We start from the raw sequence: 24,196 nt of genomic DNA, 5'->3' as shown, positions 1-24,196 counted from the left end.
ACACCAAAAACCAAGTTCAGCGATCTGACCCGAATGCCGGATGCCCGTGGTCATTTTGGCCCTTACGGCGGTCGGTTTGTGTCAGAAACCCTGAGCTTTGCGTTGGAAGAGTTGGAGAAGACGTACTTAAGCCTGCGTGATGACCCTGACTTTCAGGCCGAGTTTGACTACGATCTTGCCCACTATGTGGGACGTCCATCGCCGCTCTACCACGCCAAACGCTGGTCGGCGAGTCTTGGGGGCGCACAGATTTGGTTGAAACGGGAAGATCTGAATCATACCGGCGCTCACAAGGTAAACAACACCATTGGTCAGGCACTGCTGGCCAAAAAAACCGGCAAACCACGCATTATCGCTGAAACCGGGGCGGGCCAGCATGGCGTTGCCTCGGCGACCGTTGCTGCTCGCCTAGGGCTTGAGTGCGACGTGTATATGGGGGCTGAAGACGTACAGCGCCAAAAGCTTAACGTTTACCGTATGCGCCTACTGGGCGCTCGGGTCATTCCGGTAGAGTCCGGTACCCGCACCCTCAAAGACGCCATGAACGAAGCGCTGCGTGACTGGGTCACCAACGTTGACAACACCTTCTATATCATCGGTACCGTGGCGGGCCCGCACCCTTATCCGCTGCTGGTGCGCGATTTCAACGCGGTGGTGGGGCGTGAAGCGCGCCGCCAGTCGCTGGAGCAGATCGGCCGTCTTCCCGATGCGCTGATTGCCTGCGTGGGCGGTGGCTCTAATGCTTTGGGTCTGTTCTACCCCTTTGTGGAAGATGACGACGTGGCCATGTATGGCGTGGAGGCCGGTGGCGATGGCGTCGAAACCGGCCGCCACGCGGCGCCGCTGGCATCCAATGCGCCGCGTGGCGTGCTCCACGGCAATCGCACCTACTTAATGTCAGATGAAGCCGGGCAGGTGTCGGATACGCACTCCATTTCAGCTGGCCTGGATTATCCTGGCGTAGGCCCCGAACACGCGCTTTGGAAAGACGTGGGTCGGGTCTCCTATGTGGCCGCTAACGATAAAGAAGTGCTCGAAGCGTTTCGCGAACTGACCCACATGGAAGGCATTATGCCGGCCCTTGAGTCGGCCCATGCGCTGGCCCATGCCAAGGTGTTGGCGCCTACCATGCGTCCTGACCAGCATATCGTGGTCAACCTCTCCGGGCGTGGCGACAAAGACATCATGACCGTTGCTAAGATTGATGGCATCGAATTTTAAGGTCAGCTTTTTTTAAGGGCGAGCATGAACCGTATTGATCAGCGTTTCAGTGAACTTAAGCAGCAGGGCCGCAAGGCCCTGATCCCTTACATCACCGCAGGTGATCCAGCACCTCAGTACACCGTTGGTTTTATGCATGCTCTGGTGGAAGCAGGTGCCGATGTGATTGAGCTAGGCGTGCCTTTTTCCGACCCCATGGCGGATGGCCCGGTCATTCAAAAAGCCTGTGAGCGTGCGTTAAAGCAGGGCACGCGGCTGGTTGACCTTATGCAGATGGTCAAAGAGTTCCGCCAAACCGATACCACCACACCGGTTGTGTTGATGGGCTACTTGAATCCGATTGAGCGAATTGGCTACGAAAACTTTGCCGATCAAGCTGCCAGCGTGGGCGTTGATGGTGTGCTGATAGTGGATATGCCGCCTGAAGAGGCCGAAGAGATTGGGCCACTGCTGAAATCGCGAGATTTAGCGGCGATTTTTTTGGTTGCGCCTACCACTTCTAACCAGCGTGCCGCTACAATATGCGCCCATGGCGAGGGCTACCTCTACTACGTTTCGCTGAAAGGCGTGACCGGTGCCGCCACCCTGAACGCAGACGATGTGGCCGAGCACTTGGCGCCGCTGCGGGGGATGACCGATTTACCGCTATGTGTTGGTTTCGGTATCCGCGATGGCGTGACGGCCGCTGAAGTAGCTAAAGTCGCCGATGGTGTGATTGTAGGTAGCGCTTTGGTTAACCGCATCGCTGAAAGTGTCGATGCGCCGGAAACCATTGCGGGCCAGTTGAAAAGTGTATTAGCAGAGATGCGTACGGCGATGGATGCCTAAAGCGAATTGCTTTATCGCCTATACTGAATAGATTCACGACACTCATCGAGCCTGGTTCTGCCAGGCGTTGACGTATAACGGAAGCCTTTTTGATATGAGCTGGTTAGACAAGATCGTACCCTCCATGGGTCGCATCCAGCGTAAAGACCGTCGCGCTAGCGTGCCCGACGGCCTCTGGCGTAAATGTCCCAAGTGCGAAGCGGTTCTCTACCTCCCTGAGCTAGAGAAACATAACAGCGTCTGTCCCAAGTGCGATCACCATCTGCGCTTGACGGCACGCAAACGCTTGGACTGGTTCTTGGATAAAGCAGAACGCGAAGAGATCGCGGCGGAAATCGAACCCAATGATCGGTTGAAGTTTCGCGACTCTAAAAAATACAAAGACCGCCTGACTGCGGCGCAAAAAGATACTGGCGAGAAAGATGCGCTGGTCGTTATGCGCGGTGAGTTGGATGGTCTTCCGGTCGTTGCCGTTGCCTTTGAGTTCACCTTTATGGGCGGCTCAATGGGGGCAGTGGTCGGCGAGAAATTTGTTCGCGCCGCTACCGTGGCGCTGGAAGAGAACATCCCGCTGGTGTGCTTTGCCGCCTCCGGTGGGGCACGTATGCAGGAAGCGCTCTTCTCGTTGATGCAGATGGCTAAAACATCCGCCGCGCTTGAAAAGCTCAAACAAGCGGGTGTGCCGTATATTTCTGTGCTTACGGATCCCGTCTTTGGCGGTGTTTCAGCCTCACTAGCCATGTTGGGTGACTTGAATATTGCCGAACCCAATGCCTTGATTGGTTTTGCAGGCCCCAGGGTCATCGAGCAAACGGTGCGTGAAACCTTGCCAGAAGGGTTCCAGCGCAGCGAGTTTCTGCTTGAGCACGGTACCGTCGACATGATCGTTCATCGTCATGAAATGCGTGCCCGCGTGGGTAGTGTGCTGCGTAAGTTAACCCACCACGACGCAACGCCGGTGAGTTCGACCAATCCTGATGATGCTGAGGTCGTTGAGCCTATCGTTGAGGAAGATAGCTTGGCGGAAACCGCTGACGTAACGTTCGAGAAAGTTGAGGCGCCTAAGAAGGACACCACTTTCGTTAAGAGTGATGATCATTCGCGCAATGCCTGACTCTCTGCAGACACCTTCTTTGCCGCTCTACTCTTTGCAACAGTGGCTCCAGCATTTGGAAACGCTGCATCCGGTAGGGATTGATATGGGCCTGGAGCGGGTCTCGCAGGTGGCTAAACGGATGGGGCTGCTTTCAAGCCCCATCGCCCCCCGCGTTATTACGGTAGCAGGCACCAACGGCAAGGGCTCAACCCTTGCCATGATTGATAGCGTTGCCCGTGCCCATGGTTGGCGAGTGGGTACCTACACTTCTCCCCATTTATTGCGCTACAACGAACGCGTTAAAATCGATGATCAGGAAGCCGACGACCAACTGCTGGTGCAAGGCTTTGAGCGGGTTGAGCAGGCACGATTGCAGGGCAGTGAAATCAGCCTGACCTATTTTGAAGCGGGGACACTGTGCGGACTGTGGTGCTTGGCCAATGCAAAGCTTGATCTTGCGGTGCTAGAAGTGGGGCTGGGTGGTCGCCTTGATGCAGTCAATATTATTGATGCGGATGTGGCCATTGTTACCACTATTGCTCAGGATCACGCTAACTTTTTAGGCACCGATTTAGCCCAGATTGGGCGTGAAAAAGCCGGTATTTTTCGTGCCAATCGTCCCGCCGTGCTAGGTAGCCAAACGTTACCTTCCAGTGTCGCTGAATGTGCTCAGGTGCTGGCGGCGCCTATGTTTTGTTTGGGCCAGCAATTTGCCCATCAGACGATGGCTTCTGAGCCTTCGCAATGGCGCTGGCAGGGGCAGCATCCGGATGGTCAACGCATTGTTATTGACGAGCTTCCCGAGCCGGGGCTGCCTATCGATAACGCCGCCACTGCTTTGCAGGCGCTTGTGCTTGCAGGGCTTGGGTTGGAAGCGGCGCGCGTGCAAGCTGCGTTGAGTTCTGTGCAGTTGCCGGGGCGGCTGCAATGGATTGGGCCTTGGTGCCTGGATGTAGGTCATAATCCTCATGCTGCCGAGTATGTCGTTCGCCATTTGCCGCAACCTCCGGAAGGTGGTCGGCAGTGGGGCCTTATTGGCATGTTGAATGATAAGGATATTGACGGTGTCATACAGACGTTAGCGTCTCGCATTAGTGATTGGGTGTGCGTGTCGTTGAGCGGAGAGCGAGGTTGCCAGGCAAGCGAGTTGTCGCAACGTATTATAGCTCAGGGAGGGCGGGTGCATTTTAGTGCTGATTCGCCGCAAGCAGGCGTCGATTGGCTCGCTAACATGTTAACGCCCAATGATCGTGTCTTGGCCACCGGGTCGTTCTTTACAGTAGCGGCACTGTTAGCTCGGCCACTGCCAACAGGCGCAGCGTCGCTTGATGGAGACGGAAATGAAATACGGTAAAACGGAACGCATTAGCGGTATTGTGATTCTGCTCGCGCTACTGGCGATCTTTGTGCCGTGGCTAATGAGCGACCCCGCACCTAGGGAAGAACGTCCCCAGCCGAACTTTGTGATCGAACAACCCGTTGAAGTGGAGCGCCGTGACGTTCCTGCACCGGAAAGACCTTCAACCATCGGCGAACCATCGCTATCGTCAGCACCCCGTAATGAAGAGGGCGATGTGCCTATTGACGTCGATCCGAGGTTGCCGGAAACCGATCAAATTACTGCTGCTAATCAGTCGCCCTCGAGTCCCGAGGCGGCGGGATCCAGTGAACCGGATGAAGGGCCGGCGACCTCCGATAGCGACCCTATTGCTGCCCTGATTGCTAGCAATAGTGGCAGCGGTCAAAACAGCAGTGAAGGTTCTTCACAGGGCTCTTCACAACGTTCATCGCAAAGCTCCTCATCTAGCTCATCCACCCCCTCAGCAAGTGCTCAGGGAGAGTGGGCGGTGCAAGTCGGCAGCTTTGGAGAGCCCGGTAATGCGCAGCGCCTTAGCGAGCAGCTTTCGGGTGAAGGGTTTACTGTTTATCAGCGTGAGCGCGATAACAATATGACCACTGTCTTTGTGGGCCCTTATGCCACTTCTGAGGAGGGGGAGTCTGCCATGTCCTCGATTAAAGAGCGGGCCAATGTGCAGGGCCTGCTTGTTCGGGTAAGAGACTAAACGATGGCATTAACCTGGATTGATGCGGTGTTCTTGGCCGTGCTGGCGCTATCAATGCTAGCCGGATTCGTCCGGGGATTTGTTCGCGAGGCATTGGGGTTGGCCGCCTGGGTCGTTGCCTTAATGGTTGCCCGAGTCCTCGCCGAACCGGTGGCCGAACTGATGAGTGGGTTTATCGATAGCTTTGATGCCCGCCTAGTGCTCGCTTTTATACTGGTGATCTTTGCCGTTATTTTGCTTTGCGGCATAGTCATTCGCTTGGTGCATGCGGCGATTGAGTGGGTAGGTATGGGGCTTTTGAACCGCGTGGCAGGGGCGGCTTTTGGTGTTGCTCGTGGGGCGGTTATTTTGCTTATTGCTACCGTGCTGATTACCCTCACACCGCTGGCGGAACTGCAGGCGTGGCAACAAGCCGAGCTGCGACCGACCTTTATTCAACTGCGCGATTGGGCGGTGAGCCAATTAGATCAGTGGGATCGTGAGCTGCCTGAGGCGCCATCGTCGCTGCGCGACATCTCTCTACCTGAACTGCGTCTGCCTAGTGCGACGGAGCGTGAGGTTATCCCGGCAGGTGATTGACCTGCTACTGAAGTCGATTCTACGAACGTTCGGGCTTTCTTAGGTATGTGACTTAGGTAAGCCATGGCATTAAGCGAGGTAACGTGAATGTGCGGTATAGTGGGCCTTCTGGGCAAGCAGGCGGTAAATCAGGGAATCTACGATGCCCTGACCGTACTTCAGCATCGTGGCCAGGACGCTGCCGGCATGATGACATGGAGCGAGGGACGCTTCCTACTGCGCAAGAGTAACGGCTTGGTACGTGATGTATTTCACACCCGTCATATGGCCCGTCTAAAAGGTAACCTAGGCATTGGTCACGTGCGTTACCCGACGGCAGGCTCTTCAAGTGAAGCTGAGTCACAGCCGTTCTATGTTAACTCTCCTTACGGCATTGCGCTGGCGCATAACGGCAACCTGACCAACTCTGAGCAGTTGAAGCAGGAGCTGTTCTCTACCGATCTGCGTCACATCAACACCAGCTCCGATTCTGAAGTGCTGCTCAACGTCTTCGCTCACGAGCTGGGCAAGCAGGGTTTGCACCTGGAAGCGGAAGATATCTTCGACGCCGTGCGTCGCGTTCACCGTCGCTGCAAGGGTGGTTATGCCGCTGTCGCGATTATTAACGGCTTTGGCATGGTGGCATTTCGTGACCCCTTCGGTATTCGCCCTGTGGTGTTTGGTACCCGCGAAGAGGAGAACGGGCAGGCGGTGATGATTGCCTCCGAATCCGTTGCCTTGGATGTGGGTGGTTTTGAACTGGAGCGTGACCTATCGCCCGGCGAAGCCATCTTTGTCGATATCGAAGGCAATATTCACACCCAGGTATGTGCTGACCGCCCCGAGCTACGTTCGTGTATCTTTGAGCACGTTTATCTAGCGCGTCCCGATTCCCTGTTGGACGGCGCCTATGTTTACGGCACCCGTATGCAGATGGGTCGCAAGCTGGGGGATCGCATCCTCAACGAGTGGCCGGATCACGATATCGACGTGGTCATCCCGATCCCTGATACGTCGCGTACCTCCGCCCTTGAAATGGCGCAGCACCTCGGGGTGACCTACCGCGAAGGGTTCATGAAGAACCGCTATATTGGCCGTACCTTTATTATGCCGGGGCAAACTCAGCGTAAAAAATCGGTACGCCAAAAGCTCAATGCGATAGACGTTGAGTTTAAAGGCAAAAATGTTTTGTTGGTGGACGACTCCATTGTGCGTGGCACGACCTGTAAGCAGATCATTCAAATGGCCCGCGATGCCGGGGCACGCAAGGTCTATTTTGCCTCGGCGGCGCCCCCGGTACGTTTCCCCAACGTGTATGGCATCGATATGCCTGCAGCGTCTGAGCTGATTGCTCATGGCCGCAGCGAAGAGGAAGTAGGGGATTTGATTGGCGCTGACCGTATCTTCTATCAAAACCTAGAGGATCTAAAAGCGGCCTGCCGCGAAGTGAACCCGGAAATGGAAGAGTTTGATTGCTCGGTGTTTGACGGCAATTACGTGACTGGTGATATCGACGACGCCTACCTGGCCGCCTTGGAAGCTAGCCGTAATGATTCCGCCAAGGATCAAAGTGCCGGTGATCATGCCCTGGTCGATATGCACAATCAGGACGATGACCTGGACGATTAGGAGAGAAGTCTTATGCATGATGATAATCATCAGGAAGACGGTCACCAGGATGAGTGGTCATTAGAGACACTGGCTATCCGTGCGGGCCATCAGCGCACCTTCGAGCAAGAACACTCGGAGCCTATTTTTCCGACCTCAAGCTTTGTCTACGAAAGCGCTGCAGAAGCGGCGCGTAAATTTGGTGGGCAGGAGCCGGGCAACGTCTACTCGCGCTTTACCAACCCGACAGTGCATACCTTTGAGCGCCGCCTGGCGGCCCTTGAAGGTGGCGAGCGTTGTGTGGCCACCAGCTCGGGTATGTCCGCTATTCTCTCCACTGCGCTGGCACTGCTTTCCGCAGGGGACGAGATTGTGGCCTCCCGGTCGCTATTTGGCTCGACGGTTAGTCTGTTCGATAAGTATCTAGGTAAGCTGGGTATTACCACGCGCTATGTGGAACTTTCCAGCGTTGCTGCCTGGGAAGCGGCGATTACTCCCAAAACGCGGCTACTGTTTGCCGAAACGCCCTCAAATCCACTGTCAGAAATTGCCGATATTTCGGCCCTGTCTGCGTTGGCAAAACGTCACGATGCGCTACTGGCGATAGATAACTGCTTCCTTACCCCGGCACTTCAGCAGCCCTTGGCGTTAGGTGCTGACTTGGTTATTCACTCAGCGACCAAGTATTTGGACGGCCAAGGCCGTGCAGTTGGTGGTGCCGTGGTAGGTAGTCATGCGCTGCTTGAGGAAGTGTTCGGCGTGGTGCGCACCTGCGGGCCTTGCTTGAGCCCCTTCAACGCGTGGATTTTTACCAAGGGCCTGGAAACCCTGTCGCTGCGTATGAAAGCTCACTGTGAAAACGCCTTGACCCTGGCGCGTTGGCTGGATGCCCACTCGGCGGTTAAGCATGTGTTTTATAGCGGCCTGGAGAATCATCCTCAGCACGCTTTGGCTAAACAGCAGCAGAAAGGGTTTGGCGCGGTGCTGGGTTTTGAAGTGAAAGGAGGACAAGAGGGTGCGTGGCAGGTGATCGATGCAACCCGAATGCTTTCGATAACAGGGAATTTGGGTGACGTTAAATCCACTATTACTCATCCGGCCACCACTACCCATGGGCGTTTGTCTGATGCTCAGAAAGAAGCGGCGGGTATTGCGCCAGGGCTGATCCGCGTGGCGGTAGGGCTTGAGAGTCAGCAGGATATCCAGCGCGATCTTGCTCGTGGCTTGGATGTTCTGGCTGGCTAATTGATGTTAAGCAATACTGTACAGTCACGAAAACCCACCTTTGAAAGGTGGGTTTTTCGTACTTTTGAAACCTAATGGGTCATATGCTGTGCAAACAAAGCACCCTTATTTGTTTCAAGAAGCGTTGCGGTGAGGCAGGTCTGACAGCGCAACCTGGTCTTCATTGCTGGAAGAGTGATTGATGTGAGAGCTCGGAGCAACAACGGTGTTGTTCTTTGCATCGCCGTTGACCAAAGGCAAATCAGCTGGTGTCAGGTGCACGCTGTCAGTGCTGTAATTCTCTGAAGAGCTAGGCTGAATAATCTGGTTAAGCTCGCCAGATCCCTGTTCAGCTAGAACGGCAGCAGAAGTCAATGTCATGGCAATAGCGGTGATAAGGGTCATTTTTTTCATGATTGGCGCTCTCTAATAGAAAGTTTATGTACCGTTTTTCGGTCATTGCTGGATGTCCTTTAGGACATGCATTAATAGTAAGCGTGCAAACAAAATTATAAAATTGGTTATATTTGCTTTTTTTGTTCGATTTTATAGGATGGATTGGCTTTGTCTTTTTAGAAAGACGAACTGCGTAAAAATTGTTACCTGGTTATTCAATGGTTTTTACGAATGAAATATCCTGCTTTTTTCAGCGGTTTTTATTAGCTTCTAGCGGTAAGGTTCTGGGCGTGGACGAATAGCGTAATCCAAGATCTGATAAGCGCGTTGGCTAAGTTGAAGCAGCCATAGATAAAATGAGGAATAGCACAATGTGGCGTAACAGTCGCAACGGTTGGGGATTGATTAGTATTCTGTTTCATTGGCTAAGCGCGCTGGCCATTATTGGTCTGTTTGCACTGGGCTGGTGGATGACTGACCTGGGCTATTATGACCCTTGGTATAATCAGGGGCCGTGGGTACACCGCTCGATTGGCATCTTGCTATTGTTTGCTACCTTTGCGCGTTTGGTATGGCGCTTCGTACAGCCGACGCCCTACGCCGAGGGGAGTCGATTAGAAACTATTGCTGCCCATCTCGGTCATATTGCGCTCTATGTGCTTCTAATAGTCGTTATGGTGAGCGGTTATTTAATTTCTACTGCTGATGGACGTGGTATTAGTGTGTTTGGTTGGTTTGAGGTGCCGGCGTTGCTATATGACTTGCCCAATCAGGCAAGCCAGGCGGGCACCGTACACTGGTACAGCGCCCTGGCGTTGATGATCCTGGCAGCGGGCCACGCCCTTGCTGCTGTTAAGCACCATTGGTTAGGTCGGCATAAAACCTTGGTACGCATGTTAAACCCAGCGCATAGCCAAGCTGGCAATTAAAACGCACCAAGTTAATGACGTTGTCTGTATACACGTTTTTCTAAACACTGCGGGTAAGATAATTGACTGCCCGCGGTGCCTATTAAGTAAAGCAAGGAGCAATTCAATATGTTCAAGAAGACAGCATTTGCATCCGCGATCGCCGCTGTAGCGCTGGTACCTTTGAGCCAAGCGCAGGCAGCTGATTATCAGATTGATACCGAAGGTCAGCACGCTTTTGTCCAGTTTAAAATTTCACATCTGGGCTTCTCCTACATTCTCGGCAGCTTTGAAGAGTTCGATGGTCAGTTTGCCTATGATCCTGAAGATCTCGACGCGTCTTCTGCTGAAATCGAAGTGCAGGTTGATAGCCTGACCAGCAATCACGCCGAGCGTGATCGCCATATCTTGAGCGAAGATTTCCTTAATGCCGGTGAGTTCCCTACCGCCACATTTAGCTCCACAGGCTTTGAATCAACGGGTGAAAATGAAGGCGTCTTGACTGGTGATCTGACCCTGCATGGCGAAACCCAAGAGATTGAAATGCCGGTTACGCTGATGGGTGAAGGCGATGACCCTTGGGGTAACTACCGCGCTGGTTTCGAAGGCAGCACCACGCTGACCCTGGGCGATTACGGCATTGATATGAACGATTTTCCAGAATCCATGCATGAGCTTGATCTATACGTGACGTTTGAGGGCATTCGTCAGTAAAGAGTACTTTTAGTTAAGCGCCATCACCCCGCTAGGGGTGGTGGCGTTTTTGCGTTTAAGGCGAATAAAAGGAGAGTTGGCTTGGCAATTGTGATGCAGCAACGCGAGTTGGCGATAACCCTATGGCGGCAAACCTGGCCAATGGCCATCGGGGTGTTGGCGCTATTGGGTTTTCAACTTGTTGATAGCGCCTTTATTGCCCGTTTGGGTACCGCACAGCTAGCGGCGCAGTCGTTCACCTTTCCGCTGTCATTTCTGATTATCGGCATTCAAGTGGGTATGGGTATCGCCATTGCGGCACTTATTTCCCGGGCGCTCGGCGCAGGGGAAGGGGAGCGAGCGAGGCGCTTGAGCAGCCTGGTATTAATGGCAGGTGGCGGAGTGATTGGTCTGTTGGCGTTTGCCTTGTGGGTGTTCCATGTGCCCGTTTTTCAGCTCCTTGGCGCCGATGAAACGACGCTTTCCTATATCCATATTTACTGGGGGCCGCAACTGTTGTCCGCCTGGCTGGGAGCACTGCTCTATTTCAGCTACAGCATTTTCCGTGCCCATGGCGATACCCGTTTACCAGGTAAAATGATGGTTCTCAGTAGTGTTGTGAACCTGGTGCTCGATCCACTACTGATTTTTGGTGTCGGCGATTGGGAGGGTTGGGGATTGCCCGGTGCTGCCTGGGCAACTGCAATTGCCTTCTCAGTGGGTCTGTTGGTCACTACACGTAAACTGCTCAAACGCCAGTGGGCATCGCAGCAAGGCCTATGGCTAGAGGCGAGGCAGTCGTGGCGGCCGTTTACTGGCATTGCCGCCCCCGCGATGGTCAGCCAACTGATGCCGCCCTTGGCTGCGATGCTGGCAATCTCAGTGGTGGCGGGTCTGGGTGAAAGTGAAGTAGCGGCCTGGGGGTTGGCGAGCCGTTTGGAAACGCTTTCCCTGATGGTTATTCTGGCTATGACCATGTCGCTACCGCCGTGGTTAGGACGCTGCTATGGTGCCGGAGATTGGGGGCAAATTCAGCAGCTTATGCGTTTGGCGGTAAAGGTCGCGCTGGTTTGGCAGCTTAGTCTGGGCGTGCTACTGGCCCTGGGGGCTCCCTGGCTAGCCATGGCCTTAGCAGGCAATCCAGAGGTACAAAACGAGCTGACCCTGCTGATTCGCTTTCTGCTGCCAAGCTACGCAGCGCTGGGCGTTTGTATGTTAGTGGTTTCGGCGGGCAATGCTCTAGGTTGGCCGCTGCGAGCGATGCTGCTATCCAGCGCACGGCTGTTTATCTGCTATTTACCCTGCCTGTGGTTAGGTTCACAGTTCTTCGGTTGGTGGGGGCTGGCGGCGGGCGCCGCCGTAGGCAACCTGCTGGCAGGATTGATGGCGTGGCAAGTCATGCGGCGCATTCTTTCCCGCCCGCATCGGCAGGCGGGATTCGTTAATTAACGCAGGCGCCCAGCTTCCTGAAAGGAGAAGTAGATAAACAGCAGCGCCATCCCTAAGTAGCCCATCACGAACTCTGGGGCAGCATTGAATGACAGTTCGGGGGCGTGCATCAGCCCAACGAAGGAAAAGCCCGCGGCAATGGCAGCGAAGGCGGCCGCGCGTCGGAACTGGTGATCAATCACCGATACCGTCATAGCGCCCAACAGAATGGCCATAAACATAGCCCCTTGGCCCATCACCACAATGGCACTGGATATATCGGTGACGACCTCACCAGCCCCGCGGTTAAAGCGCGTCATCACGTAGTTGGCGAAGTAGGGTAGCATGGCCAACGCCACGGCAGGATAGTAGCGTGTGTCGTTGGACTGAAACGCGGTGGCAATCATCGACATACCGACAAAGACCAAAATCGGTGCGACTACTGAAACGGGAATGATTGCGGCTAGGGCAGCGATTAAGCCGAACATGGTAGCCAGCGCATATACCGCGCCGTTGAGAAGGCTGTAGCCCCGGCCTGCGCCCATCCACTTGGCCCCTACGGTGGCAATATAGACCGTGGTAGGAAAGACGCCGCCAAACAGCGCGCCAATCATGGTGCCTGCGCCATCAACCGCCTGACACTCCCGCACATCGTACTTATCGCCTGCGGCCTCCATCGCCTCGACGTTGTTCATCGTCTCAATGGCGTTATAGAGCGTAATCGGCAGCACCACGGTGAGTACCGCCAGCATACTGGTCAACAGTAATCCCAGCCCTTCAAACCAGGCTAGGTTGGGAAGTAATGGATAAAAGCCCAAGTGCGTGAACGCATCGCTAAAGCGCTCGGTGCCGGCGTCGCCAATCAAATAGGCCATGGTGGTGCCGACGATAATGGCGAATAGTGAGGTGGGGAGTTGAAACGGCATACTCACTCGTGCGACCAGCCCAACAATAATGATCGCTAGCACCAGTAAACCAATAATCGGCATTTCCAGCGTTTTGAACAGCATTTCACCGGCGATAAACGTCAGTGCGACACCCGCAACGGCGCCCAGCATGGCAGCGCGCGGTAGGTGGTACTGCACCCAGCGGCCAATTATGCTGATTGCGGCTTCGATGGCACCGCTGATAAAGCAGGCGGCGACGGCTACTTTCCAGGCCATTTCTGCATCACCGGTGAGCTGTTTGGCGGGTAGCAGTACGCCGAATAGAAATACAAACATAACCGGCGTTGAGATACCGTAAGAGAGCGCCGTTACATCGGCACGGTTCTCTTTGCGGGCCAGTCTTGCCGCGCTCCAGGCATAGTAGAAATTACCGACCATGACCGCTACTGCCGCGCCTGGCAGCACCTGCCCATAGACAATGGAAGAGGGGAATCCCATGCCCAGCATGGTGATGGCAATAATGACAAAGTTGGCAATATTGTTTTGGAACAGGGCGAAGAACGCGTCGGTGTCTTCTTTTTTGTACCAGGGGTAGTGGGTGCTGGCAGCCGCCATGTTAGGCCTCTTGATTATGGTGTGTTGTATACAAGGCAACGCTGAGTGTGCCGAAGTGTTGACTAATCGGTCAAGTGTTCGGCACACAAAAACGCCCAGGTAGGCCTGGGCGTTTGTAGTGCGGCAATGCTTGCTAGCTAGTCGTTGACAGCGGCAATCGCTTTGGCCAGGTAGGGCAGGTTCTCATGGGAGAAGCCCGCTACGTTAGCGCGACCCGAGCGTACCATGTAGATGCCAAACTCATCGCGCAACCGATCTACCTGTTCCGGCGTTAAGCCTGTGTAGGAGAACATACCGCGCTGTTCAGCTACGCAGGCGTACTTCTCGTCCAGGCCATAGGGTTTCAGTGCTTCAACGAAATCGCGACGCAGAGTATTGATACGGTCACGCATTTCGGTGAGCTCTTCACGCCATAGCGCAGTCAGCTCTGGATCGTGGAGGATCTCACTGACGATAGCGCCGCCGTGCGCAGGCGGGTTTGAGTAGTTTTCCCGTGCCACGATCGCGACCTGTGAGCGAATGTTGTCCATCTGCTCGCTGTCTTTTGCCACCATGATCAAGCAGCCGGTACGCTCACAATAAATACCGAAGTTCTTGGAGCAGGAGCTGGTGATGATCGCTTCGTCGAGGTTTTCCGCCAGTAAGCGAACGCCGTAAGCATCCTCGTCCAGCCCTTCGCCAAAGCCCTGATAGGCAAAGTCGATCAGCGGCAGCAGCTTGCGCTCACGGACGATCTCTAATACTTCCTGCCACTGGTCGTGGGAAAGGTCAAACCCGGTCGGGTTATGACAGCAGGCGTGGAGTACGACTACATCGCCTTCTGGAATGCTTTTTAGCGCTGTACGCATACCGTCGAAGTCGAGACGGTTGTCGGGGTCAACGTAGGGGTACTTGTGCAGCTCAATACCCGCGGCGGTAAAAATACCGTGGTGGTTGGGCCATGTTGGGTCGCTTACCCAGATACCTTTGCCCGGCAACTGAGTGGAAATGAAGTCGGCTGCTAGGCGCAGGGCGCCGGTGCCGCCAGGCGACTGGGTAGCGCTGGCACGGTTGGCTTTGAGTACCGGTGACTCAGCACCGAAAACCATGGGAAGTACTACTTCACCATAGCTGGGCGCGCCGTGAGAACCGATATAGGTTTTCGTCGTTTCATTCTTGAGCAGGCGAGCTTCTGCTTCCTTAACGGCGCGCATTACCGGCGTATTGCCTTGGGTATCGCGGTAAACACCAACACCTAAATCCACCTTTTGCGGATTGGTATCTTTCTTGAAAGCTTCGATCAGCCCGAGAATGGCATCTCCTGGGACTCGCTCAATATGCTCAAACATTTATTCGGCTACCTCGTCGGTTCTGGCGGCAAGAATGAAGTCATTAAGATGCAGGCCTTTAATAGCGTGAGACCACCACGTGACGGTGGCTTTGCCCCACTCGGTCACGATAACGGGGTGATGGCCAGCCTGCTCTGCAATATCGCCAACGCCTTGGGTAAATGCCAATGCGCTGGCAAAGTCACGGAATTTAAAACTTCGCGACAGCTTCATGATGCCATCGTGCTCGACAATCTGCCACTGGCTGAGGCTTTTTAGCCGCTCTTGGGCTTCATCTTTACTTAAAGGTTGAGCATCTTTGCTGCACGGTTCACAAATGGCGTCGGCTAGCCTTGTCATTGTTTGGCTCCTGCAATTGAGTATGCCTTATCAGCGTAGATGGCAAACGCAGTCACGACCAACGTCTTTGGCGCTATACAGCGCCTGGTCGGCCCGCTCGATCAGACTCGTGAGGGGTTCGCCACAGCGATATTCGGCAACCCCAATACTCAGCGTCACTTGGCCTGGCCCCATACCGAAGTCGCGTACACTGATAGCCTGGCGTAAGCGGTCGGCAAGTGCATGGCATTGCTGCAGCGGAGTAAGCGGCAGCACGACCATAAACTCTTCTCCTCCCAACCGAGCCACCATGTCTTCGCAACGCAGCAGCGACTGGGCGTAGGTTGCCAACTGTTTAAGCACATCATCCCCGTGCAGATGTCCCCAACGATCATTAAGCCGCTTAAAGTGATCAATATCGATCATCATGATGGAGAGCGGTGTGCCGTGGCGGGCGCTAAGCGATGCAACATGGGTTAAGTGCATCATGAGCTTGCGCCGATTGGGGAGTTGAGTCAGGGGGTCTGTATCGCATAGTTTGCGCAGCCGCTGCTCTTCGCTGACTTGATCGCTAATATCCATCATTATGCCGTTCCACTGCACGCCATCGACGACGGGCTTGGGTTTGGCGCTAACCGCAATCCAGTGTGGTTTGTCTTGTGGAAACGGTAGCCTAAAGCGTGTGGTTAGAGGCAACATCCAGCGGGCTGAGCGTTCGATAGCGGACATTATCTTGGGGTGGTCGTTGCCGGTCAGTTGCTCAACTAGCTGCCCTGCATTTTCGGCGAGCAGTTCCCGGTCAATATGTTTGAGAGCCACGCCGCCGCCCTCCAAGTAGGGGAACCGCATATGGCCATTGCGCGCGCGATGAAACTGAAAGATAACGCCTGGTATGTGGGGTACGAGGTGGTCTGCACTGACTCGCTCTGGTGCGTCTATATCATTCACGGGCATGCGTGAATCTCCAAACATATGCCAATTTAAATTCGATCGTGAAGATTAGCCCTAAATACGTAATCAGGATGTAAGCCATTGCAGACAAAATGGCTATTATCTATATTTTTTTAGAATATATATGTTCTATTTATATATATTCGATTGCATTATAAGCAATAGACAAGGTGTTATTGGCATTTAGTGGTAAAATTAATTACTTTTTTGCATATTAAAAAACTTTTTTATTCCTGGGGTGGATTCTTGGAAGCAGGACGAGAGCAAACGGCTCAGCCATACGGCTTGGTAAGTCTAGTGGGCGCGGGCCCTGGCGACCCGGAGTTATTGACGCTAAAAGCGTATAAGCGACTGCAGTCCGCTGAAGTGGTGCTGTACGACCGCTTGGTTAGCGGTGAAATAGTCGCCTTTATACCGCCACAGGCGCAGCGATTTTATGTGGGTAAAGCACGCTCTCTGCACAGCGTCCCTCAAGAGGGGATTAATCAAGCGCTTGTAAAGTGGGCTCAGCAGGGTAAGCGTGTCGTGCGCCTTAAAGGTGGTGATCCGTTTATTTTTGGCCGTGGCGGAGAGGAGCTTGAGGCGCTGGTGGCAGCACAAGTGAGCGTGGAAGTCATCCCAGGGGTGACGGCGGCATCAGGCTGCGCGGCGTATGCGGGCATTCCTTTGACCCATCGCGACCATGCCCAGTCGGTGCGTTTCATCACCGGGCATTTACAGCAGGGGGAGTGTGAGCTTGATTGGGATGCGTTAGCGCGGCCTGGGCAAACCTTGGTGTTTTATATGGGGCTGGGCACCGTAAAGGTGATCAGCCAGGCGCTGGTTAAGCATGGTTTAGCGCCAGACACACCGCTGGCGCTGATTGAACAGGGCACGACCCGCCGACAGCGTACCCACGTGGGGACGTTATCTGGATTACCAGATACTTTCTTGGCGGGCCACATTAAACCGCCTACGCTGCTAATAGTGGGCAGCGTAGTGTCACTGCATACCACACTGGATTGGTTTGATGTGCTGAGCGGAGAGGCCTCTGGTTTTCATGAGGGAAAGCATCCTCCTTCTGGCTAAAATAATAATCGTTCCTACATGTCTGGTAACGCAGTAGCAACATTTGTACACGATTTTGCAAACAGACTGGCTAGATACAGTGAGCTGTGTATGCTGAAGGGGGAGAGCATTCACGGTTAGCGCATTACCTATGTACTTGATCATCGCGCAACTGATTGTTGTTAGCTTGGACAAACGTTAGCTAAGACCATAGAGGAACGCATAATGTCGGAAGCAAACCACTCGGATCACCAGTCGCCTGCCAACAAGCCAGAACCGGCTAAAAAGTCGGACATGAAAACCCTCTTTCAAGATAACCGGGTAAAAGCGATTGCTGGTATCGCCGCCATTGCCGTTATCTGGGCCATTATGGCGCAGTCTAATGCAGGTTCTCGCCAGGATCGTGTCGATAGCTTAGAAGAGCAGCTCGCCAGCGCTGAGCAGGAAAATAGCCAAATGAGCCAGCGCATTAGCGAAATTGAGGAAGCTGAAACCAATTTAGCCGCGCTGCAAGAGGAGATGGCGTCCCTTGAGGCTCAACAGCAAGAGGCCAGCTCGTCGCTTGAGAGTGCCCAAGGCAATGTCAGCGATGTGCAGTCGCGTTTAGAAGAGCTTGAGTCCGAGCGCGATGCGCTGGAAGAAGAAATTGCCTCTCTTAATGAGCAGGTAGAGAGCGCTGAAAGCGAGATGACTGCGTTGCGCGAAGAGCGTGATCAAATCACCAGCACTCGGGATGAGGCGGAAAGTGCCCTCCAGCAAGTAGAAGAAGCGCGTTCTAGTGCTGAAGAAGCCCGCCAGGAGGCTGAGGCTGCCCGTCAGGAAGCGGAGCAGCAGCGTCAGCAAGCGATCGAAGAGCTGGGCAATACCGAAGATGAGTTGTCCTCGCTGGAAGATCAGATTAGCCAGTCAAATGAACAGCTAAGTGGCTTAGAAGAGGAAATTTCGAGTGTCCAGAGCGAGCTTGGTGAGCTAAAAAATGAGCGTGACTCACTCACCAGCGAACGCGATGAGCTGCAAAGTGATGTTGATTCGCTAACGGCGCTGCGCGAAGAAGAAGAGCAGAGCTTGAGTCAGGTGCGCAGTGAGCTGGATGACGTCATGGTTGCCCTGGATATTGGGCGTGAAGAAGTGGCCAGCGTTGAGAGTGATATCGAAAAGCGTGAAAGCCAGCTAGAGCGTTTAGAGAGCCAGTTAAGTGAATGGCGCGATGAGCTGTCGACATTAGACAGCCGTTTGGCCGATGCAGAAGAGTCAGCGGGTGAGGCTGCATCATCTTCCCCGAGCAGCTCTTCTGATAGCTCGTCGAATGGGGGCTCGTCAGATGGGAACTCTTCAAGTGAGAGCGCCAATGACAGCGATGGTGGCAGTGAAGAGTCGCAGCAAAACGCTGGCTAATAAGTGGCGGGATAGTAATGCTGTAACGCACCTTTCGCGTTAGAAAAGTGAGGGCGGATGTCGGGGAACCGGCATCCGCCCACTTGTTGTTGGTTTATGATTTTGGCTGTGAGGCGTATCATTCACTCAACGTTAATTCAGTTATTAAGAGCTTAAAACGAGGAGTGCCATTGAATGGATGGGGTTAAACATATTATTGCAGTGGCATCGGGCAAGGGAGGCGTGGGAAAATCCACCGTCACCGTGAATTTGGCATTAGCGCTGGCAGCACAGGGCTATCGCGTGGGTGTCCTGGATGCGGATATCTATGGACCCAGCCAGGCACAAATGCTCGGTGTTAAAGAGGGTACGCGCCCCCAGGCGGCAAGTAATGACAAATTCCTTCCGCTCCAGGCCCATGGCATTCAGGCCATGTCGATGGCATTTATGGTCAATACCCGTGAGCCAATGGTGTGGCGCGGGCCGATGGTAGTGGGCGCGTTTCAGCAGATGCTGACGCAAACCCAATGGGATAATCTCGATTTTCTATTGATCGACATGCCCCCAGGTACTGGCGATATCCAACTGACCCTGGCCCAGAAAGTGCCGGTGGCAGGGGCGGTGATTGTGACCACCCCACAGGATATTGCGCTGTTAGATGCCCGTAAAGGGATCGAAATGTTCCGCAAGGTCAACGTGCCGGTGCTTGGCGTGGTGGAAAATATGAGCCTCTACCACTGCGAAAAGTGCGGCCATGAAGCGGCTATTTTCGGCACAGGTGGTGGCGATAATATCGCCCAGGAGTACGATACCCAAGTACTTGGACGCCTGCCGCTGACGCTCTCCATCCGAGAGCTGACAGATTCGGGACGCCCGAGTGTGGTATCCGAACCTGACGGGGCGGTGAGTCAAACCTTTGCGACTATTGCCCAAAAAGTCGCTGAAGCGGTTAGCGCGAATCAAGGCGACGGCCCAACTATTTCCTTTAGTGAGTGATAACGACATAAATGAGTATCAAATCTGATAATTGGATTCGTCGCATGGCCAAAAGCGACGCGATGATTGAGCCGTTTGAAGCCGAGCAAGTGCGCTACGTGAACGAACAGCGCGTGATTTCCTACGGCACCTCAAGCTACGGTTACGATGTGCGCTGCTCAGACGAATTCAAAGTCTTCACCAATATTCACTCAGCGATTGTTGATCCCAAAGCGTTTGACGCGAACAGCTTCGTCGATATTAAAGGCGATGTCTGTATTATTCCGCCGAACTCTTTTGCGCTGGCGCGCACGGTGGAGTATTTCCGTATTCCCCGTAACGTGCTGACTATTTGCCTGGGGAAATCCACCTACGCGCGCTGCGGCATTATTGTCAACGTGACGCCGCTGGAGCCCGAGTGGGAGGGCCACGTTACGCTGGAATTCTCTAACACCACCAACCTGCCGGCAAAAATCTACGCTCATGAGGGCGTCGCCCAGATGTTGTTCTTAGAGTCCGACGAAGTATGCGAAACCTCGTATAAAGACCGGGGCGGAAAGTATATGGGGCAGCGTGGGGTAACCTTGCCGCGTACCTAGTTATACGAAGTACATTGCTACAAAAAAGCGCCTTACGGCAAAAACGTAAGGCGCTTTTCAATGCTTATGATGACGTTTTCATGCTAATCCTGCGACTCTTCGTCGAGCTCCTCATCAAGCTCTTCTGCAGCATCAGCGTGGGAAAGCCGCATACCGTGTTCCGGTAGCAGATGACCGTCCATTTTGGCGCCTTCGGCACTGAACTGCAGCCTGCCTTCCAAAAACCACTGCACTGCAATCGGGTAGATTAGGTGTTCCCGGGAGCGAACCTTCTCTTGCAGTGTTTCAGCCGTGTCGTCCGCGTTGACCAGCAGCTCCGCTTGCAGTACCACTGGGCCACCGTCTAGCTCTTCGGTGACGAAGTGAACGCTACAGCCGTGGCTGGCAACACCGTCTGCCAGGGCGCGGGCGTGAGTGTTGAGCCCTTGGTAGTCTGGCAGCAATGAAGGATGGATATTCAGCATACGGCCCAGGAAGCGCTGCACAAAGCGAGGCGTCAAAATGCGCATAAAGCCCGCCAGTACAATCAGATCCGGCTCGTGACGCTCAATGACTTTGATCAAGGCGCCGTCGTAGGCTTCGCGACTATCATACTCCCTGTGGGGGAGGGCAACCGCTTCAATGCCCGCTTCGTGTGCGCGTTTCAAACCATAGGCGTCAGCAATATTGGAAATCACTGCGACAATCTCACCGCCGCCTAAGCGGTCGTGGGACTGAGCATCAATCAGCGCCTGAAGATTGCTACCGCTGCCAGAGATAAGCACGACAATGCGGCGTGCACCGAGAGGCTCTGGTGTTACGTCTTTAATGGTATCGCTCTGGTAGTCCGTATTGGTCATGCCGAGAGGTTCTCCAAAATAACGGCGTCCCCTTGGCGTTCAACGATCTGCCCTAGACGATAAACGGATTCGCCTTCGGCTTCCAGGTGAGCCATTGCCTGTTTTGCTTGATGCTGCGGCACCACAACGACCATCCCAATACCGCAATTGAGCACGCGGTGCATTTCAGTTTCATTCACGTTTCCATTGGCCTGTAGCCAATCAAACACGGCTGGTCGCTGCCAACTGGCAATATCAATATGCGCAGCGAGGTTGTCCGGCAGTACGCGAGGAATGTTTTCAAGCAAACCGCCACCGGTGATGTGTGATAACGCATGCACGGCAATCTCGCTACCGCGCATCAAGGAGAGCAGTGATTTGACATAGATACGGGTGGGGGCCATCAGCGCATCGCCAAGGGTTTTACCGTCGATGTCGGTCTCTAGCGAAGCGTCGCTAACCTCAAGGATTTTACGAATCAATGAGTAGCCGTTGGAGTGTGGCCCGGATGAGGCAAGTCCCAATATGACATCGCCTTCGGCCACTTTGCTGCCATCTAAAATATTTGCTTTTTCAACCACGCCCACGCAAAAGCCCGCTAAATCGTAGTCGCTGCCTTCGTACATACCCGGCATTTCGGCGGTTTCGCCGCCTACCAGGGCGCAGCCAGCCAATTCGCAACCAGCGCCAATGCCGGTGACAACGTCAGCAGCAATATCCACATCGAGCTTACCCGTGGCATAGTAGTCAAGAAATAGCAGCGGTTCGGCGCCAGCCACGATAAGGTCGTTGACACACATGGCGACCAAATCAATACCAATGGTGTCGTGCTTGCCAAGATCCATTGCCAGGCGCAGCTTGGTGCCGACGCCATCGGTACCTGAGACGAGCACGGGCTGCCGATAGCCCGCGGGGATCTCGCATAGCGCGCCAAAGCCGCCAAGCCCGCCCATGACTTCGGGGCGAGTCGTGCGTTTGGCAACGTGTTTAATGCGGTCAACAAGGGCGTTACCGGCATCGATATCGACGCCTGCATCCTTATAGCTGAGGGAAGGAGTAGCCGAAGAAGAAGAGGTCTCGGTCATGACAGATCCTGTGAAGCAAATAGCGGTGCTGGTAGTGCTGGCGAATTGGCCAGTGCTGGGCTTAACTTTGGCGGATTGTAACACTCAGCGACGCTGGCCGCACCGCCGTCGCGCAGGATGAAAAGCAGACGCGCGACTTTCGTTCATTTGCGGCATAGTAGTGGCGGATGAAAGTTAGTAGTGGCGAGTGAAAGTTAGTAGTGATAAGTAAAGTGTGTCGTGATCAGTGCCATAGTAACGATAAGTGATATTTAGCGGATTAAATCCACGTTTGAGAGGGAACTATGCGGAATTCTTGGTGGGGCGTCCTATTTTTGGTGGTAATAGGCGGTTTAATTTATTTGTTAGACGCGGCGCTGATGCCTTTTATTGCTGGGATGATTCTCGCTTACTTAGCTGACCCGCTGGCTAACCGTTTCCAGCGCTGGGGCATGAATCGGCCGTTCGCGGTGAGCAGTGTGTTTTTAGTACTGTTGGTCGTCCTCGTGGCGAGCCTGTTGATATTGATCCCGCTGCTTGTTCAGCAGCTTAAACAGCTGGGCGAAGCTATTCCGGGTATCTTCAATTGGGTAGAAAATACGCTTGCTCCTCAGGTACAAGAGTGGACAGGTTATGACTTGACCGCGGAGTTAACCAACGCGCGCGAGACGCTGGTCGAAAACTGGCGCGATGCTGGTGGCTACCTAGCCCAGGCGCTAGGCCAAATTGGCCGCTCCGGTATGGCGTTTGCCTCTTGGATCACCTATGTGGCACTTATTCCTGTGGTGACCTTCTATTTGCTTTTGGACTGGAACCGCCTGCTGACCAATATTGCCAATCTCGTGCCACGCCAGTGGGCGGATGATACCTTCCGGTTGGCGCGTCGCTGTGATGAAGTGTTGTCATCGTTTCTACGCGGCCAGCTGCTGGTAATGCTCTGTTTAGGGATTATTTATGCGGTGGGCTTAACGTTGATGGGGCTCAACTTTGGCCTATTGATCGGCTTTGTGTCCGGACTGGTGAGCATTGTCCCGTTCCTGGGTTTTATTGTCGGCTTGGTGATTGCCCTTGTTGTGGCGCTGTTCCAGTACGCCACCTGGTGGGCGGTGTTAGGCGTTATCCTGGTGTTTAGTATTGGCCAAATGGCCGAGAGTGTGATTCTCCAGCCTAAATTGTTGGGCGATAAGATTGGCCTGCATCCGGTCGCGGTTATATTCGCCGTGCTGGCGGGGGGGAATCTGTTTGGCCTAACAGGGGTGTTGTTGGCTCTGCCTGTTGCCGCGGTGATTCTAGTGCTGCTAAAAGAAGTAAAAGTTCGCTATCAGCATAGCGAGTTATACGACGAACAAAATACTGATAAACATACGCCAATCATTGAGGTCAGCTCTTCACATAACGATGAGCTGGGCCATCATGATGGACGGGAGTCACCATGAGCCGAGCACCGGCACAGCTTCCCTTGGGAATTGGTCTGCGTGATGACGCGACCTTTGATAATTATTATGTGGCGCGTGCAAATACGCCGCTGGTAGAACACCTTACCCAGCAGCTTACCCCGGAGGGGGAGCAGTTCCTCTATCTGTGGGGCGCGCCAGGGGTAGGGCGTAGCCATCTTTTACAGGCGGCGTGTCATGCGGCGTCCGATGCAGATAAACGAGCACTGTATCTCCCCCTGGATGACTTGGGCCACTTTCCGCCATTAATGCTGGAAGACATCGAGCGCCTGGATCTGGTCGCCATTGATGACCTGGAGTGTGTGATTGGTCGCAAGCGCTGGGAGGAAGCGCTGTTCCATGCTTTTAACCGGCTAAGAGATGCTGGCAAGAAATTAGTGATTGCCGCCAGTGCTTCACCGCGTCAATTAAACGTGGTGCTACCGGATTTGGCTTCGCGCCTGACCTGGGGGGTAACGTTTCATGTTCACCCTTTGGAGGATGACGAAGAGCGTTTGGCAGCGCTAAAGCTGCGCGCCAGTGTGAGAGGGATGCAGCTCCCCGATGATGTTGGGCGCTATATCTTGCATCGTGGCCCCCGCGAGTTAGGTGAGCTGTGTCGCGCGGTGGAGACTCTGGATAAAGCATCGCTCTCAGCCAAGCGCAAGCTTACTATTCCCTTTGTGAAATCCGCCCTCGGTTGGTGAAACGGCTGGTACAGAAATGCTAAAGGCAACGACTAAAACGCCCCTGTCAGCAAGAGC

Annotated in this window: 25 protein-coding genes; 18 read left to right on the top strand and 7 right to left on the bottom strand. The window is 54.1% G+C overall.

Annotated features, from left to right (window positions below; genetic code table 11):
* Positions 1-33: 33 nt before the first annotated feature.
* From trpB to HALTITAN_RS09380, 8 genes are all read left to right on the top strand, one after another.
* On the top strand, positions 34-1,221 hold the full coding sequence (gene trpB / locus HALTITAN_RS09415) for a tryptophan synthase subunit beta (RefSeq protein WP_171051224.1): 1,188 nt from the start codon (positions 34-36) through the stop codon (positions 1,219-1,221).
* 24 nt (positions 1,222-1,245) lie between these two features.
* The gene (trpA, locus tag HALTITAN_RS09410; RefSeq protein ID WP_009286954.1) at positions 1,246-2,049 is read left to right on the top strand and encodes a tryptophan synthase subunit alpha; all 804 of its coding nucleotides are present in this window, start codon (positions 1,246-1,248) and stop codon (positions 2,047-2,049) included.
* 94 nt (positions 2,050-2,143) lie between these two features.
* Complete coding sequence (accD, locus tag HALTITAN_RS09405; RefSeq protein WP_039859050.1) at positions 2,144-3,163, top strand: acetyl-CoA carboxylase, carboxyltransferase subunit beta; 1,020 nt, start codon at positions 2,144-2,146, stop codon at positions 3,161-3,163.
* Positions 3,156-4,499: a bifunctional tetrahydrofolate synthase/dihydrofolate synthase gene (gene folC / locus HALTITAN_RS09400; RefSeq protein ID WP_039859218.1), complete on the top strand. Its 1,344-nt coding sequence runs from the start codon at positions 3,156-3,158 to the stop codon at positions 4,497-4,499. The genes accD and folC overlap by 8 nt, the downstream gene beginning before the upstream one ends.
* On the top strand, positions 4,486-5,208 hold the full coding sequence (locus HALTITAN_RS09395; RefSeq protein ID WP_039859048.1) for an SPOR domain-containing protein: 723 nt from the start codon (positions 4,486-4,488) through the stop codon (positions 5,206-5,208). The genes folC and HALTITAN_RS09395 overlap by 14 nt, the downstream gene beginning before the upstream one ends.
* A 3-nt stretch (positions 5,209-5,211) precedes the next feature.
* The gene (locus HALTITAN_RS09390; RefSeq protein WP_009286953.1) at positions 5,212-5,787 is read left to right on the top strand and encodes a CvpA family protein; all 576 of its coding nucleotides are present in this window, start codon (positions 5,212-5,214) and stop codon (positions 5,785-5,787) included.
* Between the two features lie 87 nt (positions 5,788-5,874).
* Positions 5,875-7,395: an amidophosphoribosyltransferase gene (gene purF / locus HALTITAN_RS09385; RefSeq protein WP_009286952.1), complete on the top strand. Its 1,521-nt coding sequence runs from the start codon at positions 5,875-5,877 to the stop codon at positions 7,393-7,395.
* 12 nt (positions 7,396-7,407) lie between these two features.
* Entirely contained in the window at positions 7,408-8,619 is a 1,212-nt protein-coding gene (locus tag HALTITAN_RS09380) for an O-succinylhomoserine sulfhydrylase (protein ID WP_009286951.1), read from the top strand.
* Between the two features lie 114 nt (positions 8,620-8,733).
* Here the strand turns inward: HALTITAN_RS09380 and HALTITAN_RS09375 are convergent, their stop codons facing one another.
* Positions 8,734-9,012, bottom strand: coding sequence for a hypothetical protein (locus HALTITAN_RS09375; RefSeq protein ID WP_039859046.1), 279 nt, complete (start codon positions 9,010-9,012; stop codon positions 8,734-8,736).
* A gap of 353 nt (positions 9,013-9,365) precedes the next feature.
* Between HALTITAN_RS09375 and HALTITAN_RS09370 the strand changes: the two genes are divergently transcribed.
* From HALTITAN_RS09370 to HALTITAN_RS09360, 3 genes are all read left to right on the top strand, one after another.
* On the top strand, positions 9,366-9,923 hold the full coding sequence (locus HALTITAN_RS09370; RefSeq protein WP_022523226.1) for a cytochrome b: 558 nt from the start codon (positions 9,366-9,368) through the stop codon (positions 9,921-9,923).
* Positions 9,924-10,031: 108 nt separating this feature from the next.
* Positions 10,032-10,616 (top strand): YceI family protein, encoded by a 585-nt coding sequence (locus HALTITAN_RS09365; protein ID WP_039859044.1) that lies wholly within the window; start codon positions 10,032-10,034, stop codon positions 10,614-10,616.
* Positions 10,617-10,709: 93 nt separating this feature from the next.
* Complete coding sequence (locus HALTITAN_RS09360; RefSeq protein WP_039859217.1) at positions 10,710-12,044, top strand: MATE family efflux transporter; 1,335 nt, start codon at positions 10,710-10,712, stop codon at positions 12,042-12,044.
* Here HALTITAN_RS09360 and HALTITAN_RS09355 read toward each other — a convergent pair.
* The 4 genes from HALTITAN_RS09355 to HALTITAN_RS09340 form a co-directional block, all read right to left on the bottom strand.
* Positions 12,041-13,525: a uracil permease gene (locus HALTITAN_RS09355; RefSeq protein WP_039859042.1), complete on the bottom strand. Its 1,485-nt coding sequence runs from the start codon at positions 13,523-13,525 to the stop codon at positions 12,041-12,043. The genes HALTITAN_RS09360 and HALTITAN_RS09355 overlap by 4 nt on opposite strands.
* A 137-nt stretch (positions 13,526-13,662) precedes the next feature.
* A complete protein-coding gene (locus HALTITAN_RS09350; RefSeq protein WP_009286948.1) occupies positions 13,663-14,853 on the bottom strand; it encodes an amino acid aminotransferase in 1,191 nt (396 codons plus the stop codon).
* Positions 14,854-15,192, bottom strand: a complete 339-nt coding sequence (locus tag HALTITAN_RS09345) for a 4a-hydroxytetrahydrobiopterin dehydratase (protein ID WP_022523230.1) — start codon at positions 15,190-15,192, stop codon at positions 14,854-14,856.
* Between the two features lie 30 nt (positions 15,193-15,222).
* On the bottom strand, positions 15,223-16,125 hold the full coding sequence (locus HALTITAN_RS09340; protein WP_022523231.1) for a GGDEF domain-containing protein: 903 nt from the start codon (positions 16,123-16,125) through the stop codon (positions 15,223-15,225).
* A 243-nt stretch (positions 16,126-16,368) separates the two neighbouring features.
* Between HALTITAN_RS09340 and cobA the strand changes: the two genes are divergently transcribed.
* The 4 genes from cobA to dcd all read left to right on the top strand — a co-directional run bounded on the left by cobA (position 16,369) and on the right by dcd (position 20,117).
* Positions 16,369-17,190: a uroporphyrinogen-III C-methyltransferase gene (gene cobA / locus HALTITAN_RS09335; protein WP_051051990.1), complete on the top strand. Its 822-nt coding sequence runs from the start codon at positions 16,369-16,371 to the stop codon at positions 17,188-17,190.
* Between the two features lie 204 nt (positions 17,191-17,394).
* Positions 17,395-18,564, top strand: coding sequence for a coiled-coil domain-containing protein (locus HALTITAN_RS09330; protein ID WP_009286946.1), 1,170 nt, complete (start codon positions 17,395-17,397; stop codon positions 18,562-18,564).
* 174 nt (positions 18,565-18,738) lie between these two features.
* Complete coding sequence (apbC, locus tag HALTITAN_RS09325; protein ID WP_009286945.1) at positions 18,739-19,539, top strand: iron-sulfur cluster carrier protein ApbC; 801 nt, start codon at positions 18,739-18,741, stop codon at positions 19,537-19,539.
* A gap of 11 nt (positions 19,540-19,550) precedes the next feature.
* Positions 19,551-20,117: a dCTP deaminase gene (gene dcd / locus HALTITAN_RS09320; RefSeq protein WP_009286944.1), complete on the top strand. Its 567-nt coding sequence runs from the start codon at positions 19,551-19,553 to the stop codon at positions 20,115-20,117.
* An 83-nt stretch (positions 20,118-20,200) separates the two neighbouring features.
* Here the strand turns inward: dcd and purN are convergent, their stop codons facing one another.
* Positions 20,201-20,956, bottom strand: coding sequence for a phosphoribosylglycinamide formyltransferase (gene purN, locus HALTITAN_RS09315; RefSeq protein WP_009286943.1), 756 nt, complete (start codon positions 20,954-20,956; stop codon positions 20,201-20,203).
* Positions 20,953-22,020 carry a phosphoribosylformylglycinamidine cyclo-ligase gene (purM, locus tag HALTITAN_RS09310; protein ID WP_022523235.1) on the bottom strand — a complete coding sequence of 356 codons (1,068 nt, stop codon included), beginning with the start codon at positions 22,018-22,020 and terminating at the stop codon, positions 20,953-20,955. Before purM ends, purN begins: the two co-directional genes overlap by 4 nt.
* On the opposite strand from purM, the gene HALTITAN_RS26210 reads away from it, so the two are divergent.
* From HALTITAN_RS26210 to hda, 3 genes are all read left to right on the top strand, one after another.
* Positions 22,019-22,141 (top strand): hypothetical protein, encoded by a 123-nt coding sequence (locus HALTITAN_RS26210; protein ID WP_255200381.1) that lies wholly within the window; start codon positions 22,019-22,021, stop codon positions 22,139-22,141. The two genes, purM and HALTITAN_RS26210, sit on opposite strands and share 2 nt — an antisense overlap.
* A 163-nt stretch (positions 22,142-22,304) precedes the next feature.
* The gene (locus HALTITAN_RS09305) at positions 22,305-23,435 is read left to right on the top strand and encodes an AI-2E family transporter (protein ID WP_009286941.1); all 1,131 of its coding nucleotides are present in this window, start codon (positions 22,305-22,307) and stop codon (positions 23,433-23,435) included.
* The gene (gene hda, locus HALTITAN_RS09300; protein ID WP_009286940.1) at positions 23,432-24,139 is read left to right on the top strand and encodes a DnaA regulatory inactivator Hda; all 708 of its coding nucleotides are present in this window, start codon (positions 23,432-23,434) and stop codon (positions 24,137-24,139) included. The genes HALTITAN_RS09305 and hda overlap by 4 nt, the downstream gene beginning before the upstream one ends.
* Positions 24,140-24,196 lie beyond the last annotated feature (57 nt).

The sequence above is a fragment of the Vreelandella titanicae BH1 genome, assembly GCF_000336575.1.
GTDB lineage: Bacteria > Pseudomonadota > Gammaproteobacteria > Pseudomonadales > Halomonadaceae > Vreelandella > Vreelandella titanicae.
The sequence above is the reverse complement of the archived record's forward strand: the minus strand, read 5'-3'. Positions and strand labels throughout refer to the sequence as shown.

Excerpts from the sequence above, each read along its gene's own strand:
- trpB (WP_171051224.1), top strand. The coding sequence starts at position 34 with ATGCCGGATGCCCGTGGTCATTTTGGCCCTTACGGCGGTCGGTTTGTG.
- HALTITAN_RS09330 (WP_009286946.1), top strand. The coding sequence starts at position 17,395 with ATGTCGGAAGCAAACCACTCGGATCACCAGTCGCCTGCCAACAAGCCA.
- HALTITAN_RS09395 (WP_039859048.1), top strand. The coding sequence starts at position 4,486 with ATGAAATACGGTAAAACGGAACGCATTAGCGGTATTGTGATTCTGCTC.
- hda (WP_009286940.1), top strand. The coding sequence starts at position 23,432 with ATGAGCCGAGCACCGGCACAGCTTCCCTTGGGAATTGGTCTGCGTGAT.
- apbC (WP_009286945.1), top strand. The coding sequence starts at position 18,739 with ATGGATGGGGTTAAACATATTATTGCAGTGGCATCGGGCAAGGGAGGC.
- folC (WP_039859218.1), top strand. The coding sequence starts at position 3,156 with ATGCCTGACTCTCTGCAGACACCTTCTTTGCCGCTCTACTCTTTGCAA.
- HALTITAN_RS09360 (WP_039859217.1), top strand. The coding sequence starts at position 10,710 with ATGCAGCAACGCGAGTTGGCGATAACCCTATGGCGGCAAACCTGGCCA.
- HALTITAN_RS09305 (WP_009286941.1), top strand. The coding sequence starts at position 22,305 with ATGCGGAATTCTTGGTGGGGCGTCCTATTTTTGGTGGTAATAGGCGGT.
- dcd (WP_009286944.1), top strand. The coding sequence starts at position 19,551 with ATGAGTATCAAATCTGATAATTGGATTCGTCGCATGGCCAAAAGCGAC.
- HALTITAN_RS26210 (WP_255200381.1), top strand. The coding sequence starts at position 22,019 with ATGACAGATCCTGTGAAGCAAATAGCGGTGCTGGTAGTGCTGGCGAAT.
- HALTITAN_RS09365 (WP_039859044.1), top strand. The coding sequence starts at position 10,032 with ATGTTCAAGAAGACAGCATTTGCATCCGCGATCGCCGCTGTAGCGCTG.
- HALTITAN_RS09370 (WP_022523226.1), top strand. The coding sequence starts at position 9,366 with ATGTGGCGTAACAGTCGCAACGGTTGGGGATTGATTAGTATTCTGTTT.
- purF (WP_009286952.1), top strand. The coding sequence starts at position 5,875 with ATGTGCGGTATAGTGGGCCTTCTGGGCAAGCAGGCGGTAAATCAGGGA.
- HALTITAN_RS09355 (WP_039859042.1), bottom strand. The coding sequence starts at position 13,525 with ATGGCGGCTGCCAGCACCCACTACCCCTGGTACAAAAAAGAAGACACC.
- HALTITAN_RS09345 (WP_022523230.1), bottom strand. The coding sequence starts at position 15,192 with ATGACAAGGCTAGCCGACGCCATTTGTGAACCGTGCAGCAAAGATGCT.
- HALTITAN_RS09350 (WP_009286948.1), bottom strand. The coding sequence starts at position 14,853 with ATGTTTGAGCATATTGAGCGAGTCCCAGGAGATGCCATTCTCGGGCTG.
- trpA (WP_009286954.1), top strand. The coding sequence starts at position 1,246 with ATGAACCGTATTGATCAGCGTTTCAGTGAACTTAAGCAGCAGGGCCGC.
- HALTITAN_RS09390 (WP_009286953.1), top strand. The coding sequence starts at position 5,212 with ATGGCATTAACCTGGATTGATGCGGTGTTCTTGGCCGTGCTGGCGCTA.
- purM (WP_022523235.1), bottom strand. The coding sequence starts at position 22,020 with ATGACCGAGACCTCTTCTTCTTCGGCTACTCCTTCCCTCAGCTATAAG.
- HALTITAN_RS09380 (WP_009286951.1), top strand. The coding sequence starts at position 7,408 with ATGCATGATGATAATCATCAGGAAGACGGTCACCAGGATGAGTGGTCA.
- HALTITAN_RS09340 (WP_022523231.1), bottom strand. The coding sequence starts at position 16,125 with ATGCCCGTGAATGATATAGACGCACCAGAGCGAGTCAGTGCAGACCAC.
- purN (WP_009286943.1), bottom strand. The coding sequence starts at position 20,956 with ATGACCAATACGGACTACCAGAGCGATACCATTAAAGACGTAACACCA.
- accD (WP_039859050.1), top strand. The coding sequence starts at position 2,144 with ATGAGCTGGTTAGACAAGATCGTACCCTCCATGGGTCGCATCCAGCGT.
- HALTITAN_RS09375 (WP_039859046.1), bottom strand. The coding sequence starts at position 9,012 with ATGAAAAAAATGACCCTTATCACCGCTATTGCCATGACATTGACTTCT.